The organism is Caballeronia sp. ATUFL_M2_KS44, from assembly GCF_023630965.1.
Classification (GTDB): domain Bacteria; phylum Pseudomonadota; class Gammaproteobacteria; order Burkholderiales; family Burkholderiaceae; genus Caballeronia; species Caballeronia concitans.
The window spans coordinates 193,363-208,226 of sequence record NZ_JALQEA010000039.1 but is presented as its reverse complement, the minus strand read 5'-3'; the positions used below and the strand labels follow the sequence as shown (position 1 = coordinate 208,226).

The window sequence follows — 14,864 nt, the reverse complement described above, 5'->3', positions numbered from 1 at the left end:
CAGGCTCCGGTTAAATCACTCAAGAGCCCCTAGTATATGTTGCGTCGCAGCAGGACGCAACATATTTTGCATCTTGTATATCAGAAACAACGCGTGGGCCGTCGAGTGCAGTTTATGCCGCTTTCTGCGCTTGCGGGAGTGGAAGCGCACGCGCCGTGCCTTGGTTCACCGCCTCGCGCAGTTTGATCAATGCAAGGACGGCATCGATCATCGGCGTGTCGATCTTCACCAGACGACCGATTTCCTGCACGACGGTGATGAGCGGATCGATTTCCATCGGGCGGCCCGCTTCGCAATCCATCAGCATCGATGTCTTGTGCGCGCCGACCGCGCCCGCGCCGTTGATCCGCCGCTCCACGTCCACGCGGAAATTGACGCCGATCCTGTCGCCGATGGCCTTCGCCTCCAGCATCATCGCCTTCGACAGCGCGCGCGTGCCGGGATCGCTCGTGAGGAGGTCGAGCGTCGCGTGCGTGAGCGCGCTGATCGGGTTGAAGCAGAGATTGCCCCACAGCTTCAGCCAGATTTCGTCGCGGATGTTGTCGCGCATCGGCGCTTCCATGTCGGCGGCGGCCATGATGTCGTGCAGCGCCTGCAAGCGCGGCGTGATCTGGCCGCTCGGCTCGCCGATCGGAAACTTCTTGCCGTAGTGATGCTCGATCACACCCGGCTCCGCGATTTCCGCCGCCGGCAGCAGCACGCAGCCGATCGCGCGTTCCGGGCCGAAGACGTCCCATTGCCGGCCGCCCGGATCGATGCTCTGCAGCTTCGTCCCGGCGAACTCGCCGCCGTGCTCATGGAAGTACCAGTAAGGCAGGCCGTTGACGGCGGTCACGATGGCCGTGTCGGGGCCGAGAAGCGGCGGAATCAGATCGACCACGCCCGGCACCGAATGCGCCTTCAGCGCGATGATCACGTAATCCTGCGGGCCAAGCTCGGCGGGATTGTTCGTGCAGCGGACCTTAACCGTGTGCTCTTCCCCGTCGATCCTCAGGCGCACGCCGTTCGCCTGCATCGCCGCCAGATGCGGCCCGCGCGCCACGAAGCTGACATCGGCTCCGGCGCGCGCGAGTTGCGCCCCCATGTAACCGCCGATGGCGCCGGCGCCGTACACGCAGATTTTCATGGTTCGTCTCCTGAGTAAGTAGCCTGATAGCTTTCTGATATACCAGATACTACATTCCAGATGCACGCCGAACAAGGCGATTCGCACGAGCGGAAACCCGCACGCGGCGTCTTGCGATGCGCACGTCGACAAGCAATAAGGGAAAAAAGCGCGCGCTCAGGCCTCGATAGCCTGAGCTGCAATGAGAGTATGCGTCGATGAAGCGATGAAGTGGGACCAGACGCCCGCCGCGCTCGCACGCAGCGCGCGACCGCGCCGGCGCACGAGCATGATCGTGCGCGATTCGTCGGGTTCGAGCGGGATGAAGCGCACGCGATCGCTTTCGGATGCGCTGCGCGCGTGCATCGGCAGAACGCCGATACCGAGGCCCGCTTCCGCCATCCGCGCGACCGCCGCCGGCTGCGTGAGCCGCTGCCGCACCGCGCCCGTCACCGCGTGGCGCGTGAGCGCGGCTTCGATGGCGGCGAGGCTGCCGGTGTCGTCGTCGAGAAGAAGAAGCGGCATGCCGCGCAACTGCTGCCAGTCGATGCGCGCCGCCCCGGACAGCCGATGCGACGCGCCGACCACGGCGGCGAGCCCATCGGCGAAAAGCGGCTCGGTGGCGAGACCGTCGAGATTGTCCGGCGCGATGACGACGCCCAATTCCGCCTCGCCGGATCGCACGAGCTGGAGCACGGCGTTCTGCGGCCGGTCCATCAGCACGATGGTGGTTTCCGGAAGCCGCTCGCGGCACGACGCGAAGAGCGGCGGCAACACGCTCGCGGTCAGCCCGCAACTGCACGCGAGGTTCACGACGCCCGGCTCGCCCGATTCGTGCGCGCGGGGCCGCAGCGTCGCTTCCAGTTCCTCGACGAGCGGCGCGACGCGCGAAAGCAGTCTGCGCCCGGTGTCGGTGAGCGTCACCTGACGCGTGGTGCGATCGAAAAGCCGCAGCGCGATTTCGTCTTCGAGTTCTCGAATACCGCGGCTGACCGCCGACTGCGTGATGCCGAATTCATCGCCCACGCGCGTGAAGCTGCGGTAGCGCGCGAGCGTGATGAACAAACGCAATTGATGCAGCGAAACGGAAGGCGCATGCGCGGGGTCGAGCGTTCGATCGCGCATGCCCGGCTTCCTTATTGAACCGACGGATTGCGCGGCGTTTCCGACCATCCCGCCTGGAACGACGCGTTCATCGGCGAATCGTCCGACGTCGCGGCGACCGTGTTCTCGATCCAGCGCTTGCGCATCGGCGCGAGCACGAACTTCGCGCACAGCCCCGCCGCAATCGACGTCACCGCCGCCGCGATGAACACCGCGTTCCACGAGCCGACCGACGCGAGCACCGAGGCCAGCGGCACGAGCATCGAAGCCGTGCCCTTCGCCGTGTAGAGCGTGCCGGCGTTGGCCGCTGCGTACTTGCTGCCGAAAGTATCCGCGCAGGTCGCGGGGAAGATCGAGAAGATCTCGCCCCAGCACAGGAAGGTCAGCGCGGCGAACAGCATGAAGAGATACGGGTTATGTCCGAACTCCATCAGCCCGAGCAGCGCGATGCCTTCGCCCAGGAAAATGATGAACATCGTGTTCTCGCGGCCGATCTTGTCGGAGACGAAGCCGCACAGCGGACGCGTGAAGCCGTTGCAGAGGTTGTCGATGGAAAGCGTCATCGCGAGCAGCGGCAGCGTCACGCCGAGCAGGTTCACCGGCATCTTCGCGAAACCGTATTCCTTCGCGATCGGCCCGAACTGCGCCGTGGCGATCACGCCGCCCGCCGCCACGAACACGAACATCAGATACAGCACCCAGAAGAGCGGCGAGCGCACCATCTGGCCGGTCGTGTAATCGATCTTCGTCGACACGATGCGCTTGGCCGGCACCACGTTCACCGGCGGCTTCGGACGCACGAGCGCCATCGCGAGAATGAAGATGCACACGCCCTGGAAGATGCCGAAGAACATGAACGCGTGCTCGTAGCCGGAGCTTTGGATCATGTTCGAGATGGGGATGACCGTGACCGCCGCGCCCGCGCCGAAGCCCGCTGCCGTCAGGCCCGCCGCGAGACCGCGCTTGTCCGGGAACCACTTGAGCGCGGTGCCGACGCATGTGCCGTACACGCATCCCGCGCCGATGCCCGCGATCACCGCCGCGATGTAGAGATGCACGAGGCTCGTGGCGTGGGCGTCGATGACCCAGCCGAGCGCGGCGCACACCGATCCGCCGATGACCACCGGCCGCGGACCGAACTTGTCGACGAGCCAGCCTTCGACGGGCACGAGCCACGTTTCGGTGACGATGAAAATGGTGAAGGCCGTCTGGATCGCCGCTTGTCCCCAATGATGCTTGGCATCCATTGGAACGACGAAAAGGGTCCAGGCGTACTGCAGGTTCGCGACGAGGCCCATGCATGCAATGCCGATCGCTAGCTGAATCCACCTGTTGTGATGACGCCCGTGCGACTGCCCGGACACAACCGTGTCTGCGCTTGCCATGTCTGTCTCCATTATCTGTTTTCGGCGCTCGTGCGGCGCCTGATGCACTGCGAGAAACGCGGGCGCTTAGCGCCTGCGGGCGAGCGGTCGGTCAGGGAAGATGCTCGGGCCACGCGGCGCGGGCGAGCCGGCGCGTGTCGAAGAGGTCGATGCGGTTGCACATCTGGCCAACATCCGCGTCAGGCGATCGAAGAAACATTTCAAGCGATTCCCAATAGAGTCCGGATGGTCGATGAGCCTGGACAGGCTCTCGTGTGCTGCCGGCGTTGCCGCTGCCTTACAGCTGCAACGGGCGTGAAAGCATCGTGGGGGAGAAAAACGATTAGGGAAAGTTAAAAAAATTTATTGTATAAATTAGCTATCGTGAATGGATGAGGGCCTGCCGTGCTGCGTAACGCCACACTGCGTCAACTGAAGATCTTCGAAACGGTCGCGCGCCGGCTCAGCTTTTCCCGGGCTGCGGAAGAGCTCTATCTCACGCAGCCTGCGGTTTCGACGCAGGTGAAGCAGCTCGAGGAACATGCAGGCTTACCGCTTTTCGAGCAACTCGGTAAAAGAATCTACCTGACTTCTGCTGGCAATGAAATGCTCCATTACAGCAGGGCGATCCTCGAACAGTTTCGCGAAGCCGACGACGCCATGGCGCGCCTCAAGGGCATTTCGGGCGGCACGCTCAACGTGGCGGTGATCAGCGCGGGCGACTATTTCTTTCCGCGCCTGCTGGCGGCCTTCACCAGGCGCAATACGGATGTCCGGCTGAATCTCGCGGTCCACAATCGCGAGGAATTGCTGCACCAGCTCACCGACAATCTCACCGATCTCGCCGTGATGGTCCGTCCGCCGCGCGACATGGATACCGTCAACGTTTCCTTCGCGCCGCATCCCTATGTGATCGTGGCGCCGCCGGATCATCCGCTCGTCGGACGAAAGAGCCTCCCGCTGGAGGCACTCGCCGATGAGCCGTTCATCGTCCGCGAGCGCGGCTCGGACACGTGGAACTCGATGGAAGAAGGCTTCGCGGGGAAGCTCGCCAATCTCAATGTCGCGATGGAAATCACCAGCACGGAGACGATCAAGCAGGCGGTCATCGCCGGAATGGGCGTGAGCTTCTTGTCTGCACATACCATCAGCATGGAATTGCAGGTCGGCAAGCTGGCCGTGCTGGATATAGAGGGTTTTCCCGTGATGCTCAACTGGTTCGTCGTGCATCGGAACAACAAGCGCCTTCCGCCCGTGGCGCTCGCGTTCAAGGAATTCCTCATCGAGGAAGGCGCGGCGCAGATCGAGGCGATCACGCATATCGTCGCCAAGACCGGAAAGCCGGACTTATAAGCAAAACCGAATGGATAGTAGAAGAAAGTTTAACTGTCCTGTATGGATGATGTTCCCTATTCTGCATTGAAGCCCCCCGGCCATTCAGGAGACGAACATGATCCACTCTCATAGCGACGACCGCGAAATTCAGGCGCAAGTGTGCGCGTTCAATACCGCTTTCGAAGAACTCGACCTGATGTTCCGCTGGGACGCACAAACGTATCGCGCGCTGGCATCGGCGGATAGCGACTACGGCAAGCTCGCGCAGTACATCGGCGCGCATTGTCCGCATCTGTTGACCGCGTATAGCGCCGAGTTTCTTTGCCAGGCGATCATCGAGCGGAAGAATTCGACGATCGAGGCTTGCCGCCAGAACACGGTCCAGTACGAGGACAGCACGCAACGCGCGCGGCTCTGGCGTTCGCGTCACGAAGACTCACAGCGCGTACCGGTCTGAGCCTGCTATCAGGCTCGCGGGCGGGAGGATGGGCGGCGGCAGCCGCCCTTTGCGTTTTATTCTTCGATGCCCGCAGCCCATCGCGACGCCTGCCGCGAAGGGCCACCGGCCTTCGATTCTTCAAGGCGTCAACGACACCCACACGGCTTTCGGCTCGGTGAAGTTCTCGATCGCGACGTCGCCGTGTTCGCGGCCGAAGCCCGAATCGCCGGAACCGCCCCACGGCAGCCGCACATCCGTATAGCCGTACGTGTTGACCCAGACCGTGCCGGCCTTCAGTCCCGCCGCCATGCGATGCACCCGGCCGATGTCCGCGCTCCACACGCCCGCCGCGAGGCTGTACGCCGTTCCGTTGGCGATGCGCAGCGCGTCGGCTTCGTCGTCGAACGGAATCACGCTCGCGACCGGGCCGAAAATCTCCTCCTGCGAAATCCGCATCTCGTGCTCGACGTTCGCGAACACGGTCGGCTCGACGAAATAGCCGCGCTCGCCCGAACGCCGTCCGCCCGTCACGAGCGACGCGCCCTCGCCTTTCCCGATGTCCACGTAATCCAGCACGGTTTTCATCTGCTTCGCGGAAATGAGCGGCCCCATGTTGGTCTCGCGTTTCGACGGATCGCCGAGCTTGATGCTTTGCGCGCGCTGCCCGAGGCGTTCGACGACATCGTCATACACCGCGCGCTGCACCAGCACGCGCGATCCGGCGGAACACACCTGCCCCGCGTTGAAGAAGATGCCGGAGGCCGCGGCGCGCACGGCGCTGTCGATGTTCGCATCCGCGAAAATCACGTTCGCCGATTTGCCGCCGAGTTCGAGCGTCACGCGCTTGAAGTTGCCCGCCGCGCCCTGCAGAATCCCGCGCCCGACCGATGGCGATCCGGTGAACGTCACCTTGTCGACGCCCGGATGCGCGACGAGCGCATCGCCGACGACGGAGCCCTTTCCCGTCACGATGTTGAGCACGCCCGGCGGCACGCCCGCTTCGAGCGCGAGCCGACCGACCATCAGCGCGGAAAGCGGCGTAATTTCGGCGGGCTTCACGATCAGCGTGCAGCCGCACGCGAGCGCGGGCGCGATCTTCCACATGCCGATCATCAGCGGGAAATTCCACGGCACGATCGCCCCGACGACGCCGACCGGCTCGCGCACCGTGTAGGTCAGCGCATCGGGGCGCGCCGGCACGACCTGGCCGTTGATCTTGTCGCACCAGCCGGCGTAATAGGCGAGCGTATCGATGGCCGCGGGCACGTCCTGACGCTGCACGCCCGCGATCGGCTTGCCCGCGTCGAGGCTTTCCAGCGCGGCAAGCTCTTCCTGATTCTCGCGCAGCAGTTCGGAGAGCCGCATCAGGATGCGACCGCGTTCGGCGGCGCGGATCGCGTTCCACGGCGTGAGCGCCGCCCGGGCCGCCTGAACCGCGCGATCGACGTCCGCCGATGTGCCCTGCGCCACGTACGCGATCGCGTTTTCGGTCGCGGGATCGAGATTCGTCGAATACTCGCCGCCGCTCGGCGCGACGAATTCGCCTCCGATCAACAGTTCGTAACGCTTGAGATCCGCAGTGCTTTCCATGTCTTCCTCCAGCCTTTATCGAATCGCTTCATGGTGTGCCAGAAAGACCATTCACGATAGCAAAACATTTTTATTGTTCGCATTCAGCTGAACGCATGGACCGCGTCAGCTGCCCGCGACGCGCGGCGAGTAATACGAAGTAAGCGTTACTTACACAATCTCACGGCAGCGCGCGCTGGCAGCACGTAGAGTGGCGGCAGGCCGCGCGGGAAGGCATCGCATGCCGGAGGCGCGGCCGGCAATTCAGCTATCGAGGAGAAGAGTTTGATGAAGAAAAATCGAATCGTCGCGGCGCTTCTGTGCGCAAGCCTGGGTCTTGCAGCGAGCGCGAGCTTCGCGCAGCCGTCGCATAACGGCCCGGACTGGAATCAAGAACACGGGAACGATCACGGACCGGATCACGGCCCCGCCCACGGCCCCGCGATGAACGGCCACGACGCGCCGCGCCCCGAGCAACACGCGGAGCACGACCGCGGGCATCCGGACTGGCACAAGGGCGATCGCCTGTCGGGGGATTACCGGAACCGTCAATATGTCGTCGACGACTGGCACGGCCACGGCCTGCGTCAGCCGCCGCGCGGTTATCAGTGGGTCGGCGTGGGCGCGGATTATCTGCTCGTGGCCGTCGGCACGGGCCTGATCGCGCAGGTGGTTCTGTCGCAGTAAGCGGAGCCGGACGGGGGCAGCGTCTCTGGTGGCGTAGCAGGTGCGCCCCGCTCGCCCGCGCCGATTTACTCTTCGTCTGCGAACAATGACGCCTGTGCAGCCCATCGCGACGCACCGGCCGCTGGGCGGCTGGCGAGAAACGCATCCCGGTCTTTTCCGGCAATCCAGTGCGGCGCGCGGCCGCGTCCGCTCCACGTCGCGCCGCTCGCCGGATCGCGGTACTTGATCGCGACGTCCGGCGCAGCGTGCGGCGCCTCGGGCTTGCGGCCCAGCAACTCGTTCAACGTGATGCCGTATTCGCGCATCTTTTGCACGATTTCTATTAGCGCGAGCCGCTCTTCCTTGCGCCGTGCTTCGGCGAGTTCTTTTTCCAGCGATTCTCTTTGCGCCATCAACTCGGCGACTTGCGGACTTCTGTACGTCATGTTCGTGATGTGCGTCGGGTGTTCGATGTCGGCGCCCGCATCTGGCGGGGCGAGAAATGTCGATGCAGACGGCGCGGGGGTTGCGCCATCCGGCGCGGCCTTGGCGTCCGCGCGGAAACGAGAGGCTAACATGAACTGCGACAGTGCGTCGCGGCAGGCGGGTTCCGATGCAGGCGGCGGCATGGCGGCTCTTTGCCCGAAGGAACGCGCTTCTCTAAACCAGACACCATCCATCTGTTCAGAGAAAAAGAGGCGGGCGGGAACAATAGCAGGGTTAGCAGACCGGACCGTTGAACCATCACCGGCGAGCCTTGCGGCTCCCCTGTCACTTCCCGCCCATTGACAAGCGGCAGCATCGCCGGTCAGGCGCAGGCGCACGAGGTCAGCGCTTTTTCGAAAACCGCTCGGGCATCGAAGCATCGAAGTTGATTCGATCTACTAACCTGTTCCAGCGCGACTACGCCGAAGGCATCGAAGCTTACGATATCTCGTCGCGGCAGAAGCTTTCGAACGTGTAACGTTTTGTTCCGCACGATTTTTCAATCGACGAAGTTCTAACCCGCTTGCAATGACTGGCGATAACGTCCCGCTCAAAGGCGCTGGCGATCATCCAGCGGCGACGAACAGAACGAGTCAGCGCGAAGAACGACTTCGCGCCGACCACGAGCCGCTCGCTCAAACGAGGCGAGCGATACCGGGCTTACTTAGGCTGTGCTTCGGGAAACGTCCACTTCCCGCTCACGATCTGCGCACGCGGACGATATAAGCGAACCGTGTAGTTCCATCCCGATGCGATGGGCAGGCAGTTAGGCACTTTCCCGTCGCACGCGCCGAACTGAATGTCGACGGACCCGTCGGTATTCTTGTGTGCGGTCGTGTTGTTCAGGGAATAGGCGTTAAGCGGATTCGGGTCGATCAAACCGGCCGCGTTGTACACGGTGATCGACCAGAAACCATCGACGGGCACGTCAGGATTGACGTGAATCTTGTAGACCGTCGAGCCGTCGTTTTTCTGGGGAACGCGGGTCAGATAGAGCGCGTCTTTCTCGGGATTGCCGCCCCACAACGTCGCAGCGCCGATCAGATGGCGGACGGGATCCACTTCGTTCTTCGGGCCGAACGACTTGCGCGTGTCCGGAATGGTGGAACCGAGGACCAGCAGCGCGTCGCGAACCTTCTTCTGACTGACCGAATCCCAGTTCGGCACTTCGAAGGTGCCGAGCTTCTTCTGGTCGATCTTGATGGCGTCCTGCAAGGCGTGAGCCTTGGCGACGTCGCTCGGATCGGCCGAATTCACGAGCGTGCGAACCGTGGCGAGCACATAGCGCGTGCCGATCTTCTGCTTGTCCAGCGTGTACTTGCCGGCGTTGTAGACGACTTCCTGCGCGTAGTGATCTTCGTTGATGACGATCATCGAACGGAAGCGCTTTCCGGCATCAGGCAGCGTGATCGTCACTGGGCCGGCGTCGAGGTCGAACACTGCCGACGAGTACAGCGTGTCCCGATTCACGCGCACCACGATCTGCTGGTCGACAGGCGCAAGTTCCCGATTATGAAAGAACTTCCCGAATCCGTCGGACTTGACCACTTTGGCCAGCTCCTCGTCCGATTCCGCGCGAACGAAGTTGTCGGCGGTGACCGGAATAGGATTCGGCTGCGCATGGGCTGCGTGGATCGCTGCCAGGAACGACAGTGTCGCAAGCGACGAAATGAATTTGCTTTTCCCCATTTCTTTTCCGTTAGTGCTGATGTGAGTGAAAGCCTGTTCCGACTGCGAAACGATAGTCAGCCGTAGGCACACGGGGTCAGCGCTTCGCCCCAATCCTCGGGCGTCGCGGGTTCGAACGGTTACAGGCTGCTAAACCTGCTCCTGCGCAACCACGCGCGGGGATTCAAAGAATACGGCATACGAACGCATACAGAACTTTCTGATCATGTAAATTTTTGTTGCCGATTTTGGCTCATAAATTTTCTATTTCACGCGTGCAACGATCGTTCGATTAACAGCGGTTTCCGATATAAAAGGCACTGCGCCCGCTGATGGTTCGAACGTCGCCATCAGACTCTAATATCACTAACGACCGTTGGTATAGTCGAAATTCTGGAATTTCAATCGGACATAGCCCGCCATGCGTAAGCTTTTTACTGCCTTGTTTGCCGCCCTTTCTTTAATGACGGCCTGCGCGCAGCCTTCACCATCTCGCACGGAACCACCGACTTCGCAAACAGGACGTGCCAATCCGGCGTCCGTGAATTGCGTCCGGGAAGGCGGCACGCTGCAAATCGTCGATACCGCCGACGGACAGATCGGCATGTGCAGGTTGCCCGGCGGCCAGTCGTGCGAGGAGTGGGCGCTGCTTCGTGGCCAATGCGCGGCGGCGCGGGATCCGCGCCAGGAGTGACGCGTCGCTCGCGCAGGTCGCGGGTTTGAGATTATTGAGATACGTCCGATAGCAGTCGCGGAGCGTCTATCTCAAAATTAATCCTGTCCGAAACGCAACCGAATGTGAGGAAGTCATGAGCCCGTTCTTTCTGATCGATGTCGCCGCATTGACCCGCCAGACCGCACTGCCGCGCAATCCGCTACAGGAAGCAATTCCGACCACGATTATCGAAACAATGGTGCGTCTCTTCACTTCACTGTTTCATTAATCGATACCGTTATCAGGCACGTAATCTTCGTCATGCAACGTTACTGAAGTTTAGGTTTTTTCTGATGGGACGCAGATGCCGGGTTGATCAGAATTTTTAGCTCAAACCCGCTCTGCGTATCGCGGCGGCGATAGCATCAATCGCCGCCTTTGCGCCCGCGTCCCACGATGGAAAGAGAGTAACGTGTATCTGACATCCGACCAACGTAAATCGCTGATGCAAATCGCCGTGCTGCGTGATGCGCGTCGGCGCATGGCTGAAATCGATGCCTTCATCGCACGGCTTCGCCACGAAAATCCCCACGCATTTCACACCGTCACATCGCTCGAGGAACGCGTGTTCTTTCACGCGCCGGGCAGAGATATTCCGCATCTCGCTGCCGTCAAACCGCAGACTCAGCCAGCGCAAGACGAGGACGAATCGGCTGCGTGAGGTACGTCTGCACTTTCAAGCGCGGCGGTTCAATCGCCCCGGCCTACGCCTCATCCGCTTCTTCATAGACACGCGCAAACACTTCGGCATCGACGATGCCATATTCACCTTTCTCGTATTGAATCAGCCAATCGCCCGGTTGGCCTTCGATCACATCGCTTTGAGCGCCGACCCGCACGTTCACCGATGACTTCAGCAACACCGCATACGCCACCACCGGCCGCTTGCGATAGACGCCTTCGCTCACGCGTTCGTAGGTCTCGTCGAAACGGTCCCGGCTCACCGGCCATTGCTCGTTCAGGGTTCCGGTGACGATCGCATCGCCGGCGCGAAAGCGCACCGGTCCTTCGAGCGTCTCGCAGGTTCCGTCGCTGTCCGCGAATCGCACGGCGACAGGCACGGGCCGCTTGATGACCCGCCGCGCGTCGGGATCGCGAGTGAGGTCCGGCATCGAAAGCTCGTCGCTCATGGAAGCTCCGTCCTCTGATAGTTGATCAAGTCCCGCCACTGTACGTTCTCGTCGGCAAGCAGGTTGGCAATCTCGATCGCATCGTCGCGCAGATCGACCATCGGCTGCCAGCCCGTCAGTTCCGGCCTCGTCATCTCGGAGCGGACGACTTCGAGCATCGTTTCGAGGCTCGCGTGCACCTTGCTCGATTGCTCCGCGATACGCCCGAACTCCAGCTTCGTCATCACGCCGTGCAATGCCGCGCCCAGCGCCGGAAGCGTGGCGCTGAAAAGCGGCAGCCATTCGAGGGCTTCGATCAGCACCTCCTCGATCCGGTTGACGGAAACCGGAGACGGCTCGAACCAGTGCATCGCGATGTGAGTGGCCGTGCTGAGGCCCGCGATGATGAACAACGACGTCGCGAGAATCTCCATCCGTCGATGCAACGTATGCGCGTGCTCGTGCTTCTTCCGGTGAAAGCTGAATTGCGCCTCGACATCTTCTTCCAGCCGCCTGCCAAGCTCAGGCACGGTTTTCGATGCAAGCTCATATGCCTCATATCGCGGCGGCAGTCCACCCGCGCTGAGCGAACGCTGCAAGAGCCATAGCTCGGCGCTGCATAGCCAGTATTTGCCCTGACGGTACAGGAAGAGCGGCTGCGTGAACGGCGCGGGAATCGCGAGAAACGGTTCGAGCATCTTCAGATACCGGATCTGCTCGGCCACGAAGCGATGCCCGAGCCAGAGGCGGTGCCAGTGCGACTGACTCGCGCGCATGAACGAGTAGAGAATGACGCCGATGAAAACCAGTTCGATGATCGGCCACGTCGTCTTCCAGTGGTCGTGGCATGCGGTCAACCAGAAGTGGCAGCTCAGATCGAAGCCATCCACGTCCAGTCCGGCGGCCGCCGCGAACACCGCCGCGGACGAAAGCATGTACAGCAGCCAGGTGCCGCTGCCATGCCTGCGGCCCGCGATGTTCGCCCGCGCATCGCTCCATTCGTACCGTGGCGCGAGCGGTCCTGACAGCGGTGTTTCCGGTGCCTGGTACCGCTCCGTGCAAATTCGCTTGCCCAGCACGAGCCTCGAGAGGCTGTTCACGAAGTCGCACGGGCGCGCGCGAAACATCGCGGTCATGAACTGCTCGAACCAGCCCACGCGCGCCTCCAGCCACGGCAAAGCGCGCGCTTCTCCCGCGTAGGACCGCAGGATGTCCGTTTGCAGGCCCGGCCAGACGTTGTCTCTGGAGAGCGGATTCAGCCGCCGCCGCAGAGACTCGGTCACCACGCCCTTCTTGAGGTCGTATGTCTGGAACAGGCCCCTGAGCAGGCCTTCCTTCAGCGTCGGCCGCTGCAGCAGATGCAGCCAGTGCCGCGTGACGCGATGATCCGCGATCGTGCGGACGGTGCCGTCCAGATCGATCCACAGCACGGGCAGGCCCATCGCCACGGCGCGCTGAATGAGCCACACGACGCCGCCCGGCGCACCGGCGGGCGTGTCGCCGTCCCAGACTGCGACGAGCACGTCGGCGTAGCTGAGCGCGAGTTCGTCGCGCGTGGCGAACGGCTTGTTGTCCTGCTCCATCACCGATGGCGGGCATCCGAATGCGACCACACGCTCGGGTTTCGCCCCGACCATTGCATGCTTCTCCCCCAGCACGATCAGATCGAGGTGCAAGCCGAGCGCCCACGCCTTGCGGATCGCATGCCGGTCGACCGTGTCCGCCTGGCCCGTCATGACGCGCACCGTCGTCGAGCCGGGAGCGTACAGCTCCGGCGGAAACAGCTTCTCGACATCCGGCCCGCCCTCCTGAAGCTGCGCGAACCGCGTGAGAACACAGTCGAGCGTCGCGAACGCGTGATGCAGATCGGCGCCGCCGAAAAAAGACAGCTTGCGCCTGCGCCGATGACCGGACACGAGCACCGAAATGGAACGCGGCAGGAGCGGAAAGCTGGCTTGCATATCGATGTGCCTGACTGTCGTGGGCCGAACGCGCAGGGGCGCTTCAACGAGCGAACGCTTTCATGATGTCGCCGGGACCGGGCGGGTCCGCTGCGACGCCTAATCGACGCACTGCACGAGCGCCGATATGTCCCGCAACGTCTGTCGCGGCTCGTCACCGGACGGGCGATCCGCCGCACTTCGCGGCGCCCGAGCGCTCGCATCGAGAAAACGCGCCAACTCGCTCGCGCGAACCGCGACGCCCAACTCCGGCCGATCCGCATAGCGGCCCACGACCATGCCGATCACGAACCCGCGCTCGTCGAGCACAGGCGCGCCGCTGTTGCCTTCGTAGAGCATCGCCTGCAAGACGAGAAGCCGGCGCGCCTTCGCGTGTGCCATGCCGTTCACGCGGCCGCGGGTGACGACCGGCTGCAGCGGCGTCGATGCCGTGAGGCCGTAGCCGATGGTGAACACCGTGTCGTTTCTCGCGACGCGTCCGTCGCTCAGCACGGCGATGCGGCTCACGCGCCGATGCGTCGCGAGCAGGGCGACATCCAGCCGCGTGTCGATCGCTTCGAGCGACGCGGCGAGTCCCGCATCGTCGTCAGGCCACACTTCGATGCGCCGGCAGCCGCGCACGGTATGGCCGCTCGTGAGCAAGTCGCCCGCTTTCGTGACGAAGAAGGCCGTGCCGCTGCGAAGAAGCGGCGCGGGACGCTCGTCGTCGGCGCTGAACGTGGCCGGGTCGGCCTTGCCCCCGAGCATGCCCGCCGCGACGATCGTGCAGATCAGCGACGAGCGGCACCGTTGCCCGCGCGGACGCATGCGGCGCGCGTCATTGATCGGCCAGTTGCCACTCCCCTTTCGAATTGCGGCACGCATGCGCGGTCTGCTCATAGGTCTTCCCTTCCTTGACGTAGGACTCGGTGAAATCGCGGCATGTCTTCGCGCTCGCCGATGTCGTGTAGCCGTTCAGCGGCTTGATGGTGCCCGAGTTGCCGGTCTTCGCATTGCGCCAATGTTTGGGCTGGCTGTTCTTCGAGCTTTGCAGCGCCTCCTGAAGCGCCTTGTCGCGCGCCTCGCGATCCCGCTCATCCATTTCATGACCGATGACGCCGCCGAGCAGACCGCCCGCGAGTCCGCCCGCGACGATCGCGCTCGCCTTGCCATGCCCGAAAATGCCGCCGAGCGCGGCGCCCGCGCCGGCGCCGAGCAGCGCGCCGGACGTCGTCTTGTTCATTCCGCTCGATCCGGACGCCGATCCCGAGCCGTTATCGGCGCATCCGGCCGCGATCAGCGTCGCCACGCACGCGCAAGCCACGGCGGACAGAGTTCTATTCATCGCTTATCTCCTGCAACGA

The 14,864-nt window shown here is 63.0% G+C and carries 16 protein-coding genes; 6 read left to right on the top strand and 10 right to left on the bottom strand.

Annotation, left to right across the window (positions count from 1 at the left end; genetic code table 11):
• Positions 1-112 precede the first annotated feature (112 nt).
• The 3 genes from NCR39_RS16270 to oxlT form a co-directional block, all read right to left on the bottom strand.
• The gene (locus NCR39_RS16270; protein WP_250453116.1) at positions 113-1,126 is read right to left on the bottom strand and encodes a 2-dehydropantoate 2-reductase; all 1,014 of its coding nucleotides are present in this window, start codon (positions 1,124-1,126) and stop codon (positions 113-115) included.
• Positions 1,127-1,282: 156 nt separating this feature from the next.
• A complete protein-coding gene (locus NCR39_RS16265; RefSeq protein ID WP_250453115.1) occupies positions 1,283-2,230 on the bottom strand; it encodes a LysR family transcriptional regulator in 948 nt (315 codons plus the stop codon).
• 11 nt (positions 2,231-2,241) lie between these two features.
• Positions 2,242-3,594 carry an oxalate/formate MFS antiporter gene (gene oxlT, locus NCR39_RS16260; protein WP_250453114.1) on the bottom strand — a complete coding sequence of 451 codons (1,353 nt, stop codon included), beginning with the start codon at positions 3,592-3,594 and terminating at the stop codon, positions 2,242-2,244.
• A 387-nt stretch (positions 3,595-3,981) separates the two neighbouring features.
• Here oxlT and NCR39_RS16255 point away from each other — a divergent pair, with 387 nt between their 5' ends.
• Both NCR39_RS16255 and NCR39_RS16250 read left to right on the top strand, forming a co-directional pair.
• Positions 3,982-4,926, top strand: coding sequence for a LysR family transcriptional regulator (locus NCR39_RS16255; RefSeq protein ID WP_250453653.1), 945 nt, complete (start codon positions 3,982-3,984; stop codon positions 4,924-4,926).
• A gap of 97 nt (positions 4,927-5,023) precedes the next feature.
• Positions 5,024-5,365: a hypothetical protein gene (locus NCR39_RS16250; protein ID WP_250453113.1), complete on the top strand. Its 342-nt coding sequence runs from the start codon at positions 5,024-5,026 to the stop codon at positions 5,363-5,365.
• Positions 5,366-5,485: 120 nt separating this feature from the next.
• Here the strand turns inward: NCR39_RS16250 and NCR39_RS16245 are convergent, their stop codons facing one another.
• Complete coding sequence (locus tag NCR39_RS16245; protein ID WP_250453112.1) at positions 5,486-6,937, bottom strand: aldehyde dehydrogenase family protein; 1,452 nt, start codon at positions 6,935-6,937, stop codon at positions 5,486-5,488.
• A 267-nt stretch (positions 6,938-7,204) separates the two neighbouring features.
• On the opposite strand from NCR39_RS16245, the gene NCR39_RS16240 reads away from it, so the two are divergent.
• A complete protein-coding gene (locus tag NCR39_RS16240) occupies positions 7,205-7,603 on the top strand; it encodes an RcnB family protein (protein WP_250453111.1) in 399 nt (132 codons plus the stop codon).
• 65 nt (positions 7,604-7,668) lie between these two features.
• On the opposite strand, the gene NCR39_RS16235 is transcribed toward NCR39_RS16240, so the two are convergent.
• Together NCR39_RS16235 and NCR39_RS16230 are read right to left on the bottom strand one after the other, a co-directional pair.
• A complete protein-coding gene (locus NCR39_RS16235) occupies positions 7,669-8,406 on the bottom strand; it encodes an H-NS histone family protein (RefSeq protein ID WP_250453110.1) in 738 nt (245 codons plus the stop codon).
• Between the two features lie 322 nt (positions 8,407-8,728).
• Positions 8,729-9,757 carry a DUF1214 domain-containing protein gene (locus NCR39_RS16230; protein ID WP_250453109.1) on the bottom strand — a complete coding sequence of 343 codons (1,029 nt, stop codon included), beginning with the start codon at positions 9,755-9,757 and terminating at the stop codon, positions 8,729-8,731.
• 400 nt (positions 9,758-10,157) lie between these two features.
• Here NCR39_RS16230 and NCR39_RS16225 point away from each other — a divergent pair, with 400 nt between their 5' ends.
• The 3 genes from NCR39_RS16225 to NCR39_RS16220 all read left to right on the top strand — a co-directional run bounded on the left by NCR39_RS16225 (position 10,158) and on the right by NCR39_RS16220 (position 11,112).
• On the top strand, positions 10,158-10,430 hold the full coding sequence (locus NCR39_RS16225) for a putative hemolysin (RefSeq protein WP_350029680.1): 273 nt from the start codon (positions 10,158-10,160) through the stop codon (positions 10,428-10,430).
• Positions 10,431-10,545: 115 nt separating this feature from the next.
• Positions 10,546-10,680, top strand: coding sequence for a hypothetical protein (locus tag NCR39_RS29650; protein WP_284507241.1), 135 nt, complete (start codon positions 10,546-10,548; stop codon positions 10,678-10,680).
• Between the two features lie 183 nt (positions 10,681-10,863).
• A complete protein-coding gene (locus NCR39_RS16220) occupies positions 10,864-11,112 on the top strand; it encodes a hypothetical protein (protein ID WP_250453107.1) in 249 nt (82 codons plus the stop codon).
• Between the two features lie 43 nt (positions 11,113-11,155).
• Here NCR39_RS16220 and NCR39_RS16215 read toward each other — a convergent pair whose 3' ends face one another.
• The 4 genes from NCR39_RS16215 to NCR39_RS16200 all read right to left on the bottom strand — a co-directional run bounded on the left by NCR39_RS16215 (position 11,156) and on the right by NCR39_RS16200 (position 14,845).
• A complete protein-coding gene (locus NCR39_RS16215; protein WP_250453106.1) occupies positions 11,156-11,581 on the bottom strand; it encodes a PGDYG domain-containing protein in 426 nt (141 codons plus the stop codon).
• Positions 11,578-13,521, bottom strand: a complete 1,944-nt coding sequence (locus NCR39_RS16210; protein ID WP_250453105.1) for a hypothetical protein — start codon at positions 13,519-13,521, stop codon at positions 11,578-11,580. Before NCR39_RS16210 ends, NCR39_RS16215 begins: the two co-directional genes overlap by 4 nt.
• Positions 13,522-13,620: 99 nt before the next feature.
• Positions 13,621-14,328 (bottom strand): S1 family peptidase, encoded by a 708-nt coding sequence (locus tag NCR39_RS16205; RefSeq protein ID WP_250453104.1) that lies wholly within the window; start codon positions 14,326-14,328, stop codon positions 13,621-13,623.
• Positions 14,329-14,338: 10 nt separating this feature from the next.
• A complete protein-coding gene (locus NCR39_RS16200) occupies positions 14,339-14,845 on the bottom strand; it encodes an RT0821/Lpp0805 family surface protein (RefSeq protein WP_250453103.1) in 507 nt (168 codons plus the stop codon).
• Positions 14,846-14,864 lie beyond the last annotated feature (19 nt).